The organism is Paenibacillus sp. FSL H7-0735 (genome assembly GCF_038008505.1).
In the GTDB taxonomy this organism is placed as follows: domain Bacteria; phylum Bacillota; class Bacilli; order Paenibacillales; family Paenibacillaceae; genus Paenibacillus_AQ; species Paenibacillus_AQ odorifer.
In genome coordinates, this window is sequence record NZ_JBBOZH010000001.1 from 2370337 (window position 1) to 2388484 (window position 18148).

18 protein-coding genes are annotated in these 18148 nt (G+C 39.5%); 9 read left to right on the top strand and 9 right to left on the bottom strand.

Going from position 1 to position 18148, the window contains the following annotated elements:
• Positions 1-76: 76 nt before the first annotated feature.
• Both NSS82_RS10545 and NSS82_RS10550 read right to left on the bottom strand, forming a co-directional pair.
• Positions 77-841: a sensor histidine kinase gene (locus tag NSS82_RS10545; RefSeq protein ID WP_169744752.1), complete on the bottom strand. Its 765-nt coding sequence runs from the start codon at positions 839-841 to the stop codon at positions 77-79.
• A 23-nt stretch (positions 842-864) separates the two neighbouring features.
• A complete protein-coding gene (locus NSS82_RS10550) occupies positions 865-1614 on the bottom strand; it encodes a LytR/AlgR family response regulator transcription factor (protein ID WP_036684030.1) in 750 nt (249 codons plus the stop codon).
• A 182-nt stretch (positions 1615-1796) separates the two neighbouring features.
• Here NSS82_RS10550 and NSS82_RS10555 point away from each other — a divergent pair, with 182 nt between their 5' ends.
• From NSS82_RS10555 to NSS82_RS10590, 8 genes are all read left to right on the top strand, one after another.
• Positions 1797-3524: an ABC transporter ATP-binding protein gene (locus NSS82_RS10555; RefSeq protein ID WP_036684028.1), complete on the top strand. Its 1728-nt coding sequence runs from the start codon at positions 1797-1799 to the stop codon at positions 3522-3524.
• Positions 3525-3601: 77 nt separating this feature from the next.
• Positions 3602-3781, top strand: coding sequence for a CLI_3235 family bacteriocin precursor (locus tag NSS82_RS10560; RefSeq protein WP_036684027.1), 180 nt, complete (start codon positions 3602-3604; stop codon positions 3779-3781).
• A 40-nt stretch (positions 3782-3821) separates the two neighbouring features.
• Positions 3822-5279 carry a Cys-rich peptide radical SAM maturase CcpM gene (gene ccpM / locus NSS82_RS10565; RefSeq protein WP_217904434.1) on the top strand — a complete coding sequence of 486 codons (1458 nt, stop codon included), beginning with the start codon at positions 3822-3824 and terminating at the stop codon, positions 5277-5279.
• 11 nt (positions 5280-5290) lie between these two features.
• Positions 5291-6400: a TIGR04066 family peptide maturation system protein gene (locus NSS82_RS10570; RefSeq protein WP_036684025.1), complete on the top strand. Its 1110-nt coding sequence runs from the start codon at positions 5291-5293 to the stop codon at positions 6398-6400.
• Between the two features lie 16 nt (positions 6401-6416).
• Positions 6417-6701, top strand: coding sequence for a hypothetical protein (locus NSS82_RS10575; RefSeq protein ID WP_036684022.1), 285 nt, complete (start codon positions 6417-6419; stop codon positions 6699-6701).
• Between the two features lies 1 nt (position 6702).
• Positions 6703-7338, top strand: a complete 636-nt coding sequence (locus NSS82_RS10580; RefSeq protein ID WP_036684019.1) for a DUF6033 family protein — start codon at positions 6703-6705, stop codon at positions 7336-7338.
• A 93-nt stretch (positions 7339-7431) separates the two neighbouring features.
• On the top strand, positions 7432-8952 hold the full coding sequence (locus NSS82_RS10585) for a S8 family serine peptidase (protein WP_081386578.1): 1521 nt from the start codon (positions 7432-7434) through the stop codon (positions 8950-8952).
• Positions 8953-9553: 601 nt separating this feature from the next.
• Positions 9554-9811, top strand: coding sequence for an AbrB/MazE/SpoVT family DNA-binding domain-containing protein (locus NSS82_RS10590; protein ID WP_036684015.1), 258 nt, complete (start codon positions 9554-9556; stop codon positions 9809-9811).
• A gap of 105 nt (positions 9812-9916) precedes the next feature.
• On the opposite strand, the gene NSS82_RS10595 is transcribed toward NSS82_RS10590, so the two are convergent.
• Together NSS82_RS10595 and NSS82_RS10600 are read right to left on the bottom strand one after the other, a co-directional pair.
• Positions 9917-10426 (bottom strand): PadR family transcriptional regulator, encoded by a 510-nt coding sequence (locus tag NSS82_RS10595; protein WP_036684013.1) that lies wholly within the window; start codon positions 10424-10426, stop codon positions 9917-9919.
• 96 nt (positions 10427-10522) lie between these two features.
• A complete protein-coding gene (locus NSS82_RS10600; protein ID WP_076272467.1) occupies positions 10523-11686 on the bottom strand; it encodes a YhgE/Pip domain-containing protein in 1164 nt (387 codons plus the stop codon).
• 193 nt (positions 11687-11879) lie between these two features.
• On the opposite strand from NSS82_RS10600, the gene NSS82_RS10605 reads away from it, so the two are divergent.
• Positions 11880-12605, top strand: a complete 726-nt coding sequence (locus NSS82_RS10605; protein WP_370511303.1) for an HAD family hydrolase — start codon at positions 11880-11882, stop codon at positions 12603-12605.
• A 278-nt stretch (positions 12606-12883) separates the two neighbouring features.
• On the opposite strand, the gene NSS82_RS10610 is transcribed toward NSS82_RS10605, so the two are convergent.
• The 5 genes from NSS82_RS10610 to NSS82_RS10630 all read right to left on the bottom strand — a co-directional run bounded on the left by NSS82_RS10610 (position 12884) and on the right by NSS82_RS10630 (position 18006).
• Positions 12884-13435: a glutathione peroxidase gene (locus NSS82_RS10610; protein WP_076272466.1), complete on the bottom strand. Its 552-nt coding sequence runs from the start codon at positions 13433-13435 to the stop codon at positions 12884-12886.
• Between the two features lie 238 nt (positions 13436-13673).
• Positions 13674-14291: a hypothetical protein gene (locus tag NSS82_RS10615; RefSeq protein WP_076296036.1), complete on the bottom strand. Its 618-nt coding sequence runs from the start codon at positions 14289-14291 to the stop codon at positions 13674-13676.
• A gap of 163 nt (positions 14292-14454) precedes the next feature.
• Complete coding sequence (locus tag NSS82_RS10620; RefSeq protein ID WP_076104091.1) at positions 14455-15987, bottom strand: DUF3502 domain-containing protein; 1533 nt, start codon at positions 15985-15987, stop codon at positions 14455-14457.
• Between the two features lie 141 nt (positions 15988-16128).
• The gene (locus NSS82_RS10625) at positions 16129-17013 is read right to left on the bottom strand and encodes a carbohydrate ABC transporter permease (protein ID WP_036684008.1); all 885 of its coding nucleotides are present in this window, start codon (positions 17011-17013) and stop codon (positions 16129-16131) included.
• 12 nt (positions 17014-17025) lie between these two features.
• A complete protein-coding gene (locus NSS82_RS10630; RefSeq protein WP_051491306.1) occupies positions 17026-18006 on the bottom strand; it encodes an ABC transporter permease in 981 nt (326 codons plus the stop codon).
• Positions 18007-18148 lie beyond the last annotated feature (142 nt).

Here is an 18148-nt window from a genome sequence, read left to right on the forward strand (position 1 = left end):
AGCTTGCGGCGGGCCTGCTCCCCTTCAGTCTGCTGTTGGGGAGCGGCCGCTGTACTTGCTAGGGAAATAGTTTTTTTCACTGCCTTTCTAATTCGGTCAGGTTTGGCTTAGCTGCTGAAAGTATGTTTAGAAAAGGTAGTACAATGATTGTTTCGAATTCATTATTTTGAGCGTTAGTAACTAGATGACCTCCGTATTTTTCGGTGACACTTTGAATATTTGTTAAGCCGAATCCGTGAAAAGCGGGATTCTCTTTAAAATTATGCTGCACTATAGTGCTAGAATTGTTCCGTGAGTTGGTGACTTGGATAAACAATGAAGTATCGGTAGTGAAAATTAGCAGCTGAATAAATCTATCTTCTTTTTTTGGAACTCTTGCAGCGGCGTTTAGAGCATTATCCAGCACATTCCCGATCACGGTACATAAGTCAAACCGATCAATATCAATAGCTTCGGCGTGTATATGAATATCATACTTAATAGCAATTTTGTGTTCACAAGCAATATTTAGCGCGTTGCCAATTAAAGAATCAATTACCAAATTACCTGTTGATAGTTTGAGAGAAGGCTGATGAATTTGACCGAGCATTGAATTGATATGATGGATAGATTCCTGAATCTCATTGTTCTGAATACAATTCCGGACATATACCAAATGCTTGTTCGTATCATGGATAACTTGTTTGATGCTTGTAAGGGAATGTGTGGTTTTTTCATAGCTGATGTGTTGATAATCCATCTGTTTATGTAATTGCAGATTTTCTTTAGTCAGTTTGGTGTTTTCATTAATTTTACCGAATAAAAGGATGGTTTCTCTGATTAGCAGAATAAGCAACATCATGATGACCATTGATAGATAAAGAGTCATCCTCGTTCTTTGAATTGTGCAATCATATAATAGGCGTAGGCTTCTTTAACCTCTTTTGCCTGAGTACGGCCAATAGGAAACTGCTCTTGATTGTGCATGACTACGGAAGTAGCTGTAAACTTATGGACATGTTCCAGATTAACAATAACGGAACGATGAATAAGCATAAATGGACGGTTTAGTTTACTTATATATTCTGAAATTGTACCTGGAATTATGTAATGCTGCGTAGAGGTAATGATCTTTAGTCGGTTTTTAGCCAAGGAATGTTTGATTTTAACAATCGCAATAATGTCAGAATTTTTGATCACCATATGTCCATCTTCAGTTTTAATCATTAGAAACCTATTTACAGAAGAAATGATATAGCTACATAGCTTTATTATCTTTGCCTCAAAACACTCATAGTTTACTGGTTTAATCAAATAATGGTAGGGTTGCACATCAAAGCTGCTCATTACGTACTGCGGATAGTTTGTCAAGAATATAATTTGAACCTCCCGATCCGGAAGTGCACGGATTTTTTTTGCAACCTCGATTCCATTTAATCCTCTCAGTTCAATATCCATTAGAAGTATATGAAAAGGATAACTACTCTGTTGATTATAATAGTGAAGCAATTCCTCACCGGAGGTAAAATATTGAGTCTCGAAAGAGTAAGCCGTGCTTTTCATAAGTCTTGGGAGATATTCCTTTAGCAAATCGTGTTCCTTTTTCTCGTCATCGCATACGGCTATGCGTAACAAAGCCATCCCCCCCATAATTAAATTTGTTAATCTTCAGAGATACCAAAACCTGACACGAAACGTCATTCAGCCTCCTATTCCAACCATTAGCTACCAAATTACCCCAAATATTCTTTTATATGATATATTGATAGCGTTATCAATGTCAAACCGAAGCTTGAAAGTAGAAGAGGATATATTCTATGAATGATAAGGATACCCTTGAAAAACTTATCGGATTATTTAAAGCGCATAAAAAGAATTTATGTATTATTTTTCTGCTCTTAATATTTTCTACTTTGATTAGTTCCATTTTGCCGATGTTCAACAAAATTATTATTGATGAAGGATTTATGAAATCAGATGTTAGAACCATTATTTTAACGGCAATCTACATCTTTCTTTTGTCTATGTTCAGTAGCTTTTTAGATTTGCTCAAAGAAAAACGAAGAATAAAAATAGCTTCAAATATTATCTACTCCTTGCATAAAGCTGCATTTGATCGACTTATGAAAGTGAAAGTGAAATATTTCACTGATAAAAACTGCAGTGAAATTTTAAATCGCGTTAGCACCGATATATCGAATATTTCGCAAATAACGGATGGTAGCATGCTTTTTATTGTTAGTCAGTGTTTTAGTTTGGTAGGAGGAGTTATTGGACTTTTTATCATAAGTTGGGAACTTACACTTATTGTGCTTATTTTAATCCCTATAGAATATTTAATTTTGAAATCGTTTGCTAAAAAAAGAAAGTCTCTTGCGGAAAAATACATCACGAAGGATGGAGAATATTCGCATTGGTTTGAGGATAGTTTGAATGGTGTGAAGGAAACAAGGCTTTTTAATTTATTCATTTTCAAAGAAAAAGAATTTGCAGACAAGCAGAATCAAGTAATAACCTCCCATATGGGAATCAGTTTATTGGATAATTGGCGGATTACTGTGGAGAGATTTCTAATTGGAGGACTAGTTCTTCTAATATATGCTTCTGGATCGACGATGATATTAGATTCAAAGCTTTCGGTAGGAAGTATATTTGCATTTATTACCTATAGCGCTTATGTGACCACTCCTATCTCATCGATGTTGAATATTGGATACTTATTGTCGGGAATAATGCCTTCTGCCCGAAGGTATTATTCATTGCTCGAGGAAGAAATCGAAGCTTGTGATGTAGAATCCGCCAACATTGGTATGAAGCGACTCAACCCTTTTGGGAGCATTCAGTTTGAAAATGTAAGCTTTGCTTATGATACTGAACTGATCTTGTCAAATGTGAATTTCACGATTGGCAGCCATGAGAAAGTGGCCATTGTAGGAATGAATGGTTCGGGGAAGTCTACAATCCTAAATTTAATCCAGAGGTTTTACGAACCACTTGCAGGAAAAATTTTATTTGACGGAGTGGATATTAAGGCTATTAATTTGAATGAATATCGGGAATTAATTTCGACTGTTAGTCAAGAGATATATCTTTTTGACACAACCATCGAAAATAACATAAAACTTTACAGTGAAAACCATGAGGAGCAGTATAGACAGGCTATTGAGGCTACCCAATTATTAGAGAAGGATACAAGCCGGTTTGAGGATTATGTCGTAGGTTCTAATGGGAACAAGTTGTCCGGTGGACAAAAACAAAAAATCGCGATAGCCAGAGCATTAGTAAAAAGCAGGCCTATGGTGATTTTTGATGAAGCGACCTCCAACCTTGATCTTCACTCTGAACAAGCCATCAACCATCTATTAGATACAGCACTCAGTAACAATACAGTGATTATAGTCAGTCATAGGCCGGAAATTCTGAAGCATGTGGATAGAGTAATCTTTTTAGAAAAAGGCCAGGTCTCCGCTATTGGACTTCATGAGAAGTTGTCTTATACAAATGAAAGGTATCGGCTCATCACACAACAGCATCAATTCGTTTAATGGGTTTACCCTTCGAGTGATTTAAATATCAAATATTGATATTTAGATAAATACGATTTGAAAGGAGGAATAGGCATATGAAACAACTTGTAAAAAGAACAAATGCAAATTATGAAACGTTGGAGGCATATGCAGCTTGCAGTGCATGTCCTTGTTATGCATGTACATGCAATGCCAGCGGATCAAACAAAGCAGCCATGAAACAAGTAACCTATACTGGTAACTCCATGAAGATGACTGCTATTGGAATCGGGTAGTAAGTGCAATCTTAAGTATAGCTAAGAGCAGGATGGCTAAATGGCTTTATTAAAAAAGCTGTCCTGCTTCACTTTTAGAGTGGGGGGAGTTCAGGTGCCAGTATTTCATTTATTTGAAACGGTAACGGGAAAATATATGTTCGATGCGAATGCAAATACATTTCTTAAATTAAATGAAAGATCTTATCAGGCTTTGTTGAACTATAGAAATTCAAACTTTGAACAAGTGGAACCGGAGATTCAAAACTTATTTGATTCCGGTTTTTTGGCGGAGAAACAGGATTTTGAGATGATTCATCCCATGAGCGACTCTTTGCAGCACAATTTAAGCAGAAGCGTTGGCTCGATAACTTTGCAGGTCACGCAAAACTGTAATTTAAGATGCAGCTATTGCGCGTATTCAGGGAGCTACTTACACAGAGTACATACCAATAAGAGAATGAAAAAAGAGGTTGCTTTGAAAGCAATTAAGTTTTTGATTGAGCACTCCGTAGATTCTCCAATTATTAATATTGGATTTTATGGAGGAGAGCCCTTACTGGAAATGGACTTAATAAAAGCTTGTGTTGCTTATGCCAGAGAACAAAGTGCGGGCAAAGAACTAACGTTTAACCTTACTACAAACGCAACTTTAATTACCGACGAAACCTTAGAGTTCTTATCTTCTAATGATTTTAATTTAACGATCAGCCTGGACGGCGATGAAGTCGCGCATGATAGAAACCGAGTTTTTGCGGTAAATAATAAAGGCAGTTTTCAGACTATTATGGATAATATTGAAAATATCAAAAACAAAACACCAGACTATGTTGATAAAGTGATGTTCAATGCAGTAATTGATCCAAATTCAGATTTTAGCTGTTCCACAAACTTTTTTTCAAACTATGAGACCGTAAAAGACTTTGCTGTTATGGCAAGTGATATAGCAAGTAGCTACAAAAAAAGTGAGTCCTTAATCAATGACAGTTTTATCAAGATGTATAATTACGAAGTTTTCAAATTATTTCTTTATAAATTTGATAGGCTTAAGAAAAATGATGTATCCAAGCTGGTGATGGAAAGCTTTGATCAAATCCAGGAGAATGTCCATAACAGGCTTAGAATCTCTTTCTATGATGTAAAAAAAGACCATCATTCCGGACCGTGTGTTCCAGGAGTACAACGATTGTTTGTGAATGCTGACGGTGCTCTGTATCCCTGTGAAAGAGTTAGTGAAGCATCTAGTGTAATGAGGATTGGGCATATAGATACAGGCTTTGAATTGGATAATATCCGGAACATACTAAACATTGGAACAATAACGGAGAAAGAATGCAAAGAGTGCTGGGCCTTTAGATATTGCACTTCTTGTGCAATGGCCGCCGATGATATCAGTGAGTTTTCTGCTGCCAAAAAATTAAGTATCTGCAATAAAGTTAAAGAAAACACTGAGAGTTTGTTTAAAGATTATTGCGTACTAAGAGAGTTAGGCTACGACTTTGATAAAGAAAAAGTGTAATGGGGGAGACAATGGTGAAAAAAAGAGCAATTGTTTATCCATATCATGCAGATTTCGGTCCGGTCGTCAGATTCTCCAATTTACTGGGCAACTATGAGCTTGTTTCATTAATGGCACCTTTAGGTTTTGGACTGAATGAAAAAGATGCAGCGTACAGCTATTATGGTGAGGATGTGGGTATAAAAGTTAAAGATTCTTTTTCAGATGATGAATTTGATGTGTTAATGATTTGTGAATTTGAATGCAGTTTTGAAAAAGTGGTGTTCCCGACAATTATCAAAGCCGCAGAGATGGGGAAAGATATTGTTCTGCTTAACAGATGTGCTGATCATGAAGTTGAAATGGTAAAGAAGGTATGCCTGAAAAATAATGTGGAACTCACAAGTTTTTTTGGAATTGACATTGACAGAACGAAAGTAGAACTCGTTGAGAAAATACTGCTGGATATTAATGTTCCGATAATCTGCGTGGCGAGTCTTATGGAAAAATCCAATAAATTTGATGTTCAGCTTAGCCTAAGGGATTATTTCTTGAAAGAAGGGTACAAAGTAAGTCAAATTGGGACAAAATCTTATTGTGAGATTATGGGATTTCATTCTTTTCCTGATTTTATGTTTAATCATAAAGAAGCGGAGATAGATAAAATATTTCTTTTTAATCACTTCTGTAAATATATTGAATTGAACGAACGACCTGATGTAATGATTATCGGAATTCCAGGCGGGACAATGGTATATAATAATCTGTTTACCAATAGATTTGGTATTACTGCATTCGAGGCGGCTAGTGCAATCCATCCGGATGTCGGTATTATGAACTTGACCTATGATGATTTTAATGGAGAGTTTCTCGATAAGATATGTGTGTCAACAAAGCATAAATTAGGTTTTGATATTGATTGTTTTAATATGTCAAATCATAAATTTGATACGGGCAGAAGCAAACAGGATAAAGAATTGAAGTTTTTTACGGTTGATTCTAAGTTGGTTGATGAAAAAATTGCACAAATATCGCTAGAGTCAAAGGTTCCTCTGTTTAATTCGTTAAATGGGACAGACACTTTGAAATTAGCAGAATGCTGTGAAGCTCTATTGTTACAGGAAAATATGCAAATCGTATAAAAGAAGGGTGATATTTATGGATCTGGATCAAGTGCGTGAACAGATAAACGAAATATTATTCGACGTAATGGGAATGGACAAGATCAAGCTTAATGAAAACTACTTCTATGAAGATTTATTGGGCGAGGCGATGCAGTTCTCACCACGGGATTTGTTGGTTCTATTTGTACATATTGAGGAAAAACTAAAAATACAAATTCCGGAAACCGATATATTAAATGGATGCTTCAACAGCCTAGATCGAATTAATAATACAGTTTGCCGCATTCTACAGGAAAAAAGAATAAGGGAGTTGGTTTAAGTTGTTGAATGTAGCTTCACTCAGTAGCCTGAATCGTGCGGGGGCTGCAATGGTAATCCAGAAAAATAAGAGTTCAGAGATTTCATTTCAAGACGCGCTATCGACATCGAGTTCGGAAGCGGTTTTGACGGAATTGGAAAAAAAATTCGACATTAAAATCAACGTTCAAGCCATACCAAAGAACAATGAAGCAGTGAAAAGTGTATACTCTGGTAGTGTTGGCAAAGGGAATGTAACCATTGCTCCAAATATACTGAATCAGTCGGCAACAGATCCACAAATGCAAAAAAGGGTAGAAGCAATTATTCAGGATCATTTTGCTTCCAGCGCTAATGATAAACCCGGTGATGCCAGTGGCGTCATTATACATCCGGATGGAACAGCTACTTTTTGGGTGATTGGTGATTATTTAACACCTGCCGAGCGGGAGAAGATTAATAAAGAAGTAGAGGCAGAAAAAAAAAGAAAGGCGGAGCAGTTAGACTCGTTGAGTAAATTAAGTAGCAGCTCTAGCCTATCACAATTCGGGTTATTTATTGACAACTCCAATAATGGTGAAGAAGATAGCATGTATTTAAATAGTGTGCTACAAGCTAGTCTGGATTCGATGCTGCGGAAAAAGAACCTGTTTAATTAAATGATTAATCACTTTTTTAATCATGACTACCGCCTGGGTCAATGGATTTGTGACCAATGAGGCGGTTTTATTTTTGTCGATCTGTAAAAGGAGATGATGAACATCGAAGCTAAAGTGAAAATTGCCGTGATTGATGATGGTATCAACGAATATTTGCTAGGTGAACCGGTTGTTCAACAGTTGATCTTCAATGAAGATTTCACAATAGACGCTTATACAATAGACAGTCCCGAAAGAATAACTCACGGCACCATCTGCGCAGGCATAATTAAGCACTATTATCCGGAAATCTATATGTATAGCTTGAAGATATTGTCTGATACCTTAAGGGGAAATATCCAGAAGTTGTATAGTGCACTAGAATGGTGCGTTCAAAATGATATCCAAGTTGTAAATATCAGCTTGGGAAGCCATTGCTCAGCGGATTTATTAGAAACGCAGAGAGTTATAAACAAGGTTGCTGGTCAAGGCTTAGTTATTGTAAGTGCCGCAAGTAATCATGATTATATTACATATCCAGCTTCTTTTTCAAACGTTATAGGCGTTAAGAGAGAGGTAAGCAACACGCTGCACGAAGGGGAGTTTTATCTCAATGATAATATCATCGACGGTATAGAATTTACGGCTTTTGCTAGACATCATTTGAATGGTAAAGAGTGCAGCAACTCGAACAGCTTTGCCGCGCCCATGATTACAGCCAAAGTATGTGAACTCATTGGTAAATCTCACCTAACTAACTTGCAGCAAATAAAACTCATGTTGTCGAAAATGGCAAATAACTATAGGGACGATAAACACTTGTTTATTTGCTATGCTGACCCTGATTGGATAAGTGATATATTAGTATGCTATGTGAACGGAAAATGCAAATTGGACAATCGGAATCTTTGCGTTAACATACACGGTGAAATTGTCATTCCCGCTGAGTCGGCTTATGATGCTGTTGATGCAGCCCTATTGGCTTACAATGAAAATATTGAGACTCTCGTTGTGATCAGCAGAGATCTTTACCCTGATGCTTATGTTGAATTACAGTGGATTGCTTCGAAATACAATAAAAATGTAGTGTTTATTGACAATTACCAAGGAAAAGATATGAACAAGATAGTTAACAATCAGTGTACTAACATTAAGTTATGGCATAGCTTATTCAAAATACACAACATTTACACACTTAACAGCACCCCGTTGCTGATCGAAGAGCCAATGGTTTCTATTTACATCCCTGCTGACACTGACTTTGAAGTTATTCTCTGGTTAAAAGGGCAATTTAAAAATAATAACTATAACAGTTATTTTGCATCGAATCACCCTATCGGAGTTTTATACGGAATAGACTATGTTCCTGAGACAAACTCAGCGCAGACATCTTCCTATTTTTCCTTAATTCTGAATAAGAAATCTTACGATATCGCGATATATGTCTTATATGGCTATGATATTTCGGATAAAATAGAAACGGATATTGAAATAGACATTGAACCATTAAACGGTTACTTTCAAGCAACTTTTGCTGTAAATGGCTTATGCCAGGAACGTATTATCAATATTAAACAGATTGATGAAACCTTTATCGGAGAACTTTATAATTCTATAGTTTATTTACTCTCTTAATGGGGGACAAAAATCATCAAACACTTAGAATACCCTCCATTAATAACTTCTTTGCTAGCCCCTCGTTAGTCGACTTCCGGATTCATCGTATTTACACTACAGTGATATCATCAGCCTTGTATTTACATGAGGATTCGATACACACACTACTCATAGCGAAATTATTATTCCAATGATAGATCCTATTTAAGTTTGACTTACTAAACATCTGGGTAAATGACGGAGTAGCGTTCTTGCTAGTTTTCGACAATTTCCTACTTGTGATTGCGGATAAGCGGAGTGACAAGATTTACAAATAGATTAACGAAGGTATTTTAGGGTAGAATTGTCATCAAGTAGGGTTACATTCTGGGTGGATTTCGACATTCCAGAGAAGCCCCTATTTTTTTGTGTTCTGACACGGCTTCATCTCTTGGTGCTCAACAGATATCATACATTGTCGAAATTTTGTCGAATAATATCATATAATGTAGAAAAATAATTGACAGGAAATGAATAGAACTTTAGAATTAGGTAGTAGCGTAATCATTACTATCATATAGAAGCGTACATAGCTTTTAGCAAGAATGATTATAAATGTGACTTCAAGGGAGGATGTACGATGATGAAAGCAACAGGCATAGTAAGAAAAGTGGATGAATTGGGACGTATCGTAATTCCTATTGAACTGCGTAGAACAATGGGAATCGACATAAAAGACCCGCTCGAAATTTTTGTAGACGCTGAAAAGATTATCCTTAGAAAATATGAGCCAACTTGTATCTTCTCCGGAAGCTCAGAAAACCTGATCAATTTCAAAGGTAAAATGGTAAGCAAAGATGTTCTTGATGAACTTATTGCAAGCTTTGATAGAGCATAATCCATATACCACATATGATTCCAAAAAAAAGAACCGGTATTACAAGCACAAGATGTGCCTGTAATACCGGTTCTTTTTTTTATGGTGTACTTTCGAAAGCGGGTTTTATTTAGACTCTAGCACACTTTGGATTTTTTTGATAAAAGCATCATATTGTACGAGGCCTAGCTCCATGCACAACTTCTGGTAGGAAGATAGCTTGTAATCTAGCTGGTTCAACTTCTGTTCCAGATCGTCGTACATTGCCTGCTTTTCTATCAATGCTTGCCGAAGCAGATTATCTATGTTCTCTTTGTCCGTCTTTTCCCCAAAATACAGGTGCATAAAAAAGTCAGAACGCAGAACATCTTTTTCGGCTGGTGATTGTAGATAAGCGTGGAACTGATCCAAGCCGGCAGAGGTAATGGTGAATACATTTTTGTCGGGTTTGCCTTCCTGTCGCACAGATTCTTTAGTGATCAGATTCAGCTTTTCCATCTTGCTTAGGGTAGGATAGATCGTGCCATAGCTGGCATCGAAGAAAAATGAGAAGTATTCCTCGAAATGTCGTTTTATCTCGTAACCAGAATGAGGTTTTTCGCTTAAAATCCCCAGAATAACATCTTGTATGTTCATAAATCATTGCCGCTCCTTTCTTTCACTTCCTACCATATCACAACTGCATATCGCTCTCAATTTGAAATGGCATAGCCGGAGTGGCAAACTGTATAATTACGCATTTACTGGCACGGGCTCTTGTTCTCGTGAGATCCGAGTTTCTTTACGGAGGAAAGTGACAAGTACGCTTAATACAGCAATTGTTGCCCCAATACAGAGTAAATAGAACATATCTTTCCATACCCCGTTACCCCCGATAACCAGGTCGAGCATACCATTAACTGCATAGTAAGCGGGTGAGAAGGGACCGATCCAGTTATAAAAAGGTGAAAGCACATCGCGTGGAATAGTTGCTCCGGACGCTAACATTTGCATGGAGAGAAGGGCAATATTTAGCCAGCCGCCAGCATCCCCGAGGAGCAGCAGACTAAACTGAGCAAGGATCATGCAGGAGAGAATTACCGTGAACTCGAACAGCCACATAAGCAGAAAGCCACGATTAGAGTGGATACCGAGTGAGTTAACCATGATAGTTCCCACTAGTGAGATAAGCACAGCCGTTCCACCCATAATGACAAATCGGGCTGCAAAGCGATTCCATTTACTAAATTGTCCAGACAAGTTGGAGGAAGCTTTATGGAGATTCATCGCGAGTAACATTGCACCGGTAAATGAGGCGGTAACGATCATTAAGGGAACCATAGTTTGTGCAAAATTAGTTGTAGGGTTAATGATTTCGACGTTGGCGGAAATGCGGCTGCTTGCAGCACTTTTGATGATCTCCGCTTGTGCCTGCGGCAGATTCATAGCATCCAAGGTGTGGCTTAGTGCTGAACTACTGCTTTGAGTGTTCATTGCAGCCGTGACTTTAAATGCTACCGTCTGCATGACATTGCTGACCATCTGCGGATTAGATTCATTTAAGAAGTAGTGGAGTTCAGTCTTTGCAGATGGATTGCTGATCTGTCCAGTGAACCCTTGGGGAATATTGATAATCATGCGGATTTCTCTATGCTCAAGTGCTTCTTTTGCATTTTCTAGTTGGAGATCCTGTCTGGTTACGAACTGAAGTGATCCTGCAATCCCATCGACTATAGGCTGGGCATTTGTACCATCCTCATTAACAATAGCAATGGGCAACTGATCTACCCGATCCGTTACATGATCGTACCCTGTAATCCAAATTAAGCTGAAAAAAACTTGGAACAATAGTGCAGTTATAATTCCAATGATGGTAGCAGGCTGCTTGAGGAAGCGCATGATTAATTGATTTGACATGGTTATTTCTCCTTTATATTTCAAGTTGTAATATTACAGATTGAAATATATCATAACGAAATATAAACTGCAACAGAAAAAGTTAAGAGCATGGACATTACAAAGCGATTTCATATATCATAGGGCTTGTACTGGAAATATCGCACAGATGAATGTCTTACCTGAAGCAGAACAGAATGGGGAGGAACAACAGATGAATAACGAAGTACATGGAATGGAACAAAACGTGGTTCATGCGAAACTGAACAAGCCAGAAGCGATTGTATTTGATATGGATGGAACATTGTTCCAGACTGAAAGTCTTTTATTGCCTGCATATCATAAAATGTTCGATATTTTGCGGGAAGAGGGACTATACGTAGGACCTACACCACCAGAAGAACGTATTCTAGGCTGCTTGGGGATGTTGCTGGCAGACATTTGGAAGAATGTTATGCCTGAAGCAGATGAAGCCGTGCACCGCCGGGCGGATGAATTGCTCCTGCAGCTGGAGATTGAAGGGCTTGAAGCCGGAGGCACACTACTGTATCCACAGGTGGTTGAGACACTGACAGCGCTTAAAGAGCGCGGAGTGAAGCTGTTTGTGGCTAGCAACGGGCTGGAGGATTACATTCACAGCATCGTTGTGGTACATGAGCTTAAGGAGTTGTTCGAAGGATTGTATAGTGCGGGAGGTCAAGGCACTGCGACTAAGACCGAGTTGCTACGCATTCTTTTGGATAATCATGGGATCAGCAGTGCCTGGATGGTTGGGGACCGTTCTTCTGATGTTCAGGCAGGTAAAGGAAATGGCCAGACCGTAATCGGCTGCGCCTATGCAGGCTTCGGACGTCAGGATGAGCTGAAGGGCTCTGATGTCATTATTACCTCCTTCGACGAATTGGTTGACTTATACGATAACGCAACGATTAGTGAATAAGAACTTACGATGGGGAGTTTGCTTAGCTTACAAGCAAGCGCTTGATCACATAAAAGACAACCTTCTTGAAGAAGGTTGTCTTTTTATTGAAGTCAAAAAGATGGTGCTTCAGTTGAAAGAAATCGGTATCGTCGTCAGGCAGCAAAGATATATACATAAATAAAGGAAGTAATCCGATAAAATATGGAGAGGGTCTATATATGTTTTGCATGCCTAATATGTAAACCCTTTATGTTAAACTATCGTTCTCTGTTGGTTAAATTACCAATCGGATTCATTTAATTTAAAAGAAGTGACTCAATAAATGGCTCTATGTCAAAAGGTTTAGTCGTTGTTTCGTATCTACCGTATACATGACCGTTTCTATCGATTAAAAACTTTGAAAAATTCCACTTAACCCCATCGCCGGCATATATGTCCGGATACTTTTTCTGCAGAAAATCCTGCATCCATTTACCGCCTGATGTCTCAGTATCGAATCCTTGAAATGGTGCTTGCTGTGTTAGATATTGAAATAAAGGATGGGCAGACGGTCCCCTAACCTCAACTTTCTCAAATAAAGGAAACTTAACTCCAAAGTTGCTCTCACAATATTCATGTACTTCCGAGTTGCTTTCTGGCTCCTTCTCGTTGAATTGGTTACAAGGAAAACCAAGTATTTCAAACCCTTGCTCATGGTGAATTTCGTAAAGTTTTTGAAGATCAGGTAATTGGCGAGAATAGCTGCACCTACTGGCAGTGTTCAGAATAAGCAGAACTTTTCCACGATAAATGGACAATTCAACAGGCTCACCATGAATTGACTTTGCTTGAAAATCATAAATAGACATCAGATCATCCCTCCACGTTATTATTATAAATAACATAATAGCGCTATAGGCGTTTATTGGTCTAATATATAATAGGGATAATATTTATAGTATTTACCTATAACGGGCAACACTCGATCATTAATTACAATAAAAGTATTCCTCCAATATTCCCTTAGTTGTTACCGGTTAGTTTAATAGAAAAGAAGAGCTACCTTATAGGAAGCTCCCCCACTATCGTTTTCCGTTAGTGTAGTCTCTAAAATACAAATTCTTTCTCGTTGTTTTCCCCATCAAGATATCTAACCCTACAGTAATCTTTCCAATTATCCCAATTTGTTATACTGTCAACTTCCACGCGAAATAATTCATTATATGGCATATTCATCGGATTAGAAAAATCATAAAAAACAAGTTCATAAGGACATGCCCAATAGCATCCATCAATCACTATTAATTTTTTTTGTTGAAAATATATTATTTCCCCCCAGCAAAATCCATGACCTTTATATGCCTCTTCAGGAACATAATGTTTGGTTTGTTTATTTGATAAATTAACAATTGAATACCCTTGATAATCTAACCCACCTAAAAGATATTCTATGCCATTTATCTCTAACCAACTGAATAGAAATGTGCCGAAGTTTCTATATATTATGTCGATGGTTTTATGCTCACTATCCGTAATAATTCCTTTTGTATAATTATATCTAATAATACCTACTACATGGTTATAGTGATGGATTTCAAGTTTAAACTTCCCTGATGGTGAATAAAAAATTTCAGTTTTCTCAGGATTGTAAAATTCATCTTGAAAATAGTACATCATCGTAGCTCTTTCACTGAGAAACTGAGTATCATTAACAATATTCCTCAAAGTTTTTCACCCCGCCTTAGTATTACAAATTGTACCATAATATCGGACATGCTATTACGCTTTTCTGCCTGTTAGCTACGTCGTTCGGTGACGCCAAAGAAGCGTGTCTCCATTAAGGAGCACGCTTCTTTGTTGACCGGTATGATAATTGCCGCGGCGGTGCTTACTGCTGCTTAGCGTACCATTCGGAAAATTGTTTTTGGTATTCAGCGATATATTTGTCTATTCCCGCTGCTTTTAGTCTGTCCAGCGCTTTGGGGAAGGCGGTGTCATAATCGCTGAAGCCACTGCCAATCGGAGCGAGGTATTCAGTGAATACGCCGTTCAGCTTCGTTTCTTCATTCTTGACGGGTGTATTGTCAAAGTTGAAGCCGGCACCTTTGGAAATGATAGCTCCATCGTCCCAAGCTTTATATTCTGCAATAAACTCATCCGGTACCGTGTTATCGAAACGCATGAAGTTTTTGTTCATCAGCAGCCAGTCAGGGATCAGCGAATCAGTGGTTATTTTAGTCAAACGCCCGTTTTCATCCAGCGTATAGTCTGTTCCTTCTATCCCGTAGGCGAACAAGTCGTACAGCTCCTGGTTTTTTTGCAGCAGATTGAAGAACATAATATAACGTTCAGGGTCTTTAGCTGCGGTGGAGACAAAAAAGGCGGTGCTGTAAGTGCCGCGGCTGATTTTTGGACGGCCGCTGCCGAGGAAATAGTTGACCAGTTTGGCATCAGGCACTGCTTGTGAGATGGTTGCCGCACCTTCGAATGGGCGTGCCGCTGTGCCGGCCCAGAACATCGCTTTACCGGAGTTCCAGTCAGACTGCAGCTGCGGAACATTGGTGGCGGCATATTTCGGAATGATTCCTTTTTCATACCAGCCGTGCATAAGGTTCGCATAACTCTTGAACTCTTCGGTTTCAAACCAGCTAATAATTTGATCATCCTTCACAGACTCATCCAGGGCAATAAAATCATTTTGCCAATAGAGGTTTTTGTCCGTGTAATCATATTGTAGGAGTCTGCGCGCATCGGTGTTGGCGTACCCGATCAGTTCGGGATGAATGGCATGGACCTTATCATAGAACTGCTCTAGTTCCCCCAGCGAAGTAACCTGCGTCATGCCGGCTTCTTCAAGCAAATCCTGTCTGACTAGTGCACTGTAGAATTCCGCAGAATTCGGTTTGTTGCCGACGGGGATCGCATACTGCTTGCCTTCCAGCTGAAAGGCTTTGAAGGAGGCCTCGTCCACATTTTTACTCAAATCAGCTGCTGCATCGGCATACGGAGTGAGGTCGGCATAAAGCCCCTTTGCCACAGATTTTACCATGTAATTGGCATCTGTATAAGTTGCGAAGTCTTCTCCTGTAGACAGCATTAAGTCAGTTTTGCCGCCGCCATATTCGGTCCAAGGAAGAAACTGAAATTCAACCTCAGCATTGATTTCTTTCTTAATAGTGTCGTAGAACGATGTCTTCGCTAGTTCCTTCATCCGGTTGGACTCATCCCCGTACAGCACAATTTTCAATTTGGCAGGAGTCAAGGCGCTGCCGTCATTACTACCGCTATCCGTAGAGGAAGAGGTACCTTCATTTCCAGTCCCAGAACTAGGGGGAGCGCTTTCATTGTTGCCCTGAGCACAGCCACTTACCAAGAACACCGCAGCTAGGAGCAAACTTAACCAACCTTTTTTCTTTTTCATGATGAACCCTCCTGAAATAGAATCATAATGTTTGAGGCATCTATTGCAAAGGTCGAGCTCCCTTAAGTCCCATTGTACATCAAGAAGTAGGGGAGCATAAACCCGGTGCAACCGAACATAATTTGGTATCTTTGCTGGAAATTAGCCTTTGACTGAACCTACGATAATGCCTTTGACAAAAAAGCGCTGGAGAAAAGGATATAATATGGCGATTGGCAAAACGGTCAGACAGGTCATTGCCATTTTGGCTGTCTCCAGTGGCGGTGCGATGATAGCTCCACCAATTTGAGCAGCGTTGCCGGAAGCCAGGAACTGAATGTTCGCCATCATGTTGTACATCAAATATTGAATCGTATAGAGATCCTGATCGGATACCAGCATTAGTGGCAAATAGAAGTCATTCCAGAATTGCAGTGCGTAAAAGAGCGAGATGGTGACCAGTCCGACGCGGCCCAGCGGAATCATAATGCTGAAGAAGATACGCAGATGTCCGGCACCATCGATTTGCGCAGATTCCACAATTTCATGCGGGATGCTGCGGAAATAGTTAGCCATGAGAAACATCAGAAAGACGCTTAGCACATAAGGGATGAACAGGCCGATGAGCGTATCGCCCAAATGATAATATTTGGTGCTAAGCAGATACCATGGCAGCGTTCCTCCGCTGAACAGCATTGTAAAATAGGCGAAAAAGGCGAAGAAATTTTTGAGCCGGAAGCCTTTAACGGATATGACATAAGCATAAGCGGTGGTCACCAATACGGCCGACACGGTACCCAGCACCGTAACGATCACCGACATGGAATACGCCCGCAGAATCTGCTGCGCCTTGGAGCCAAACAGGAATTCATAGGTTTCAAAGGTGAAGCCTCTGGGCCAGAACGAATATCCTTCCGCGGCGATTCTGGATTCGGTAGATAATGAGCCGGATACTGCCAGAATAAACGGCGCTAGACAGATTACTGAAAATACGGCAATACAGATGTAAAAGAAAATGAGCAGGCCTTTGTTTTCGGTAGTTTGCATCTTATCAGTCTCCTAAAATAGTTTGCTGTCTTTGTCATACCAGCCGGCTAATTTGTTGGCCACCAGCACCAGAATGAAACCAAAGACGGATTGATAGAGCGTAATGGCTGAAGCAAAGCCGAATTCACCGGAACGGATGGCTGTGCGGTATACATACACATCGATAATGTCGGTAGTCGGCAGAAGCAACGGATTCAGGAACGTTACCCCCATAATCATACTGAGATCGCCTTTCAGCATGCCCCCGATGCCCAGCAGCGTCATCAGAATGATCGACGGAATCAGCATTGGCACCGTAATTTTGGTGATAATCTGCCATCTGGAGGCACCATCGATTCTTGCAGCTTCATAATAGGAAGTGTCGATGCCTTGCAGCACCGCATAATAGATGATGGCGCCGTAACCAGCGCTTTTCCAGATATTCGCTAGCACGAGAATGATTACGAACAGCCAAGGGCTGGAATACCAGTCAACCTGAGAGAAGCCGAATGTCTGGAGCAACTGGTTCATAATGCCTTTGTCGTAATCCAGCAGGGAGAACAGAATGGCTCCGATAATAATCCAGGAAATAAAATACGGGAAAAACATGACGCTCTGCGTGATTTTGATAAACCATTTGCTGCGCAGCTCATTTAGAATAATGGCGATGGCCACTGAAAAAAACGTGCCGGTTAGCATATACAGCGCATTTAACATCACCGTGTTGCGTGTAGCCCTAAGAGAATCTTCCATACTAGAGAAGAAAAACTCGAAATTAGAGAAGCCGGCCCACGGGCTGCCGAAGATTCCGTCGTTGAAGTTGTAATTTTTAAAGACGAGAATCAGACCACTCATCGGCAGATAAGCAAAAAGAATTAGAATGACGATTCCCGGAAGAGCGAGCAAATAAAGCGAGCTGTCCTTCCTTAGGGATTTACGGAAGCTCTTGGCTTTGGCCGTCCTGATTCCCGGACTTGGCATTCCTTGTGTCTCCGATGTAGCCTCTTGCATCATTAACAGTCCACTCCTTTATACTAGCGTTGTCATTTCCGTCCCTTGTTTTAGGAGAACGCTTTACATGAAAATCATAAATCCACCCGGAATGTAAACGCTATCATAATAAACGGAAAAAAGTTAAAAAAAGCGGAAAAGGACG

Bases quoted from the DNA above. Each gene is read 5' to 3' on its own strand.
- NSS82_RS10545 (WP_169744752.1), bottom strand. From the start codon at position 841: ATGATGTTGCTTATTCTGCTAATCAGAGAAACCATCCTTTTATTCGGT.
- NSS82_RS10555 (WP_036684028.1), top strand. From the start codon at position 1,797: ATGAATGATAAGGATACCCTTGAAAAACTTATCGGATTATTTAAAGCG.
- NSS82_RS10595 (WP_036684013.1), bottom strand. From the start codon at position 10,426: ATGAACATACAAGATGTTATTCTGGGGATTTTAAGCGAAAAACCTCAT.
- NSS82_RS10560 (WP_036684027.1), top strand. From the start codon at position 3,602: ATGAAACAACTTGTAAAAAGAACAAATGCAAATTATGAAACGTTGGAG.
- NSS82_RS10625 (WP_036684008.1), bottom strand. From the start codon at position 17,013: ATGCAAACTACCGAAAACAAAGGCCTGCTCATTTTCTTTTACATCTGT.
- NSS82_RS10600 (WP_076272467.1), bottom strand. From the start codon at position 11,686: ATGTCAAATCAATTAATCATGCGCTTCCTCAAGCAGCCTGCTACCATC.
- NSS82_RS10620 (WP_076104091.1), bottom strand. From the start codon at position 15,987: ATGAAAAAGAAAAAAGGTTGGTTAAGTTTGCTCCTAGCTGCGGTGTTC.
- NSS82_RS10610 (WP_076272466.1), bottom strand. From the start codon at position 13,435: ATGTCTATTTATGATTTTCAAGCAAAGTCAATTCATGGTGAGCCTGTT.
- NSS82_RS10630 (WP_051491306.1), bottom strand. From the start codon at position 18,006: ATGATGCAAGAGGCTACATCGGAGACACAAGGAATGCCAAGTCCGGGA.
- NSS82_RS10575 (WP_036684022.1), top strand. From the start codon at position 6,417: ATGGATCTGGATCAAGTGCGTGAACAGATAAACGAAATATTATTCGAC.
- NSS82_RS10585 (WP_081386578.1), top strand. From the start codon at position 7,432: ATGATGAACATCGAAGCTAAAGTGAAAATTGCCGTGATTGATGATGGT.
- NSS82_RS10570 (WP_036684025.1), top strand. From the start codon at position 5,291: ATGGTGAAAAAAAGAGCAATTGTTTATCCATATCATGCAGATTTCGGT.
- NSS82_RS10605 (WP_370511303.1), top strand. From the start codon at position 11,880: ATGAATAACGAAGTACATGGAATGGAACAAAACGTGGTTCATGCGAAA.
- ccpM (WP_217904434.1), top strand. From the start codon at position 3,822: ATGGCTTTATTAAAAAAGCTGTCCTGCTTCACTTTTAGAGTGGGGGGA.
- NSS82_RS10590 (WP_036684015.1), top strand. From the start codon at position 9,554: ATGATGAAAGCAACAGGCATAGTAAGAAAAGTGGATGAATTGGGACGT.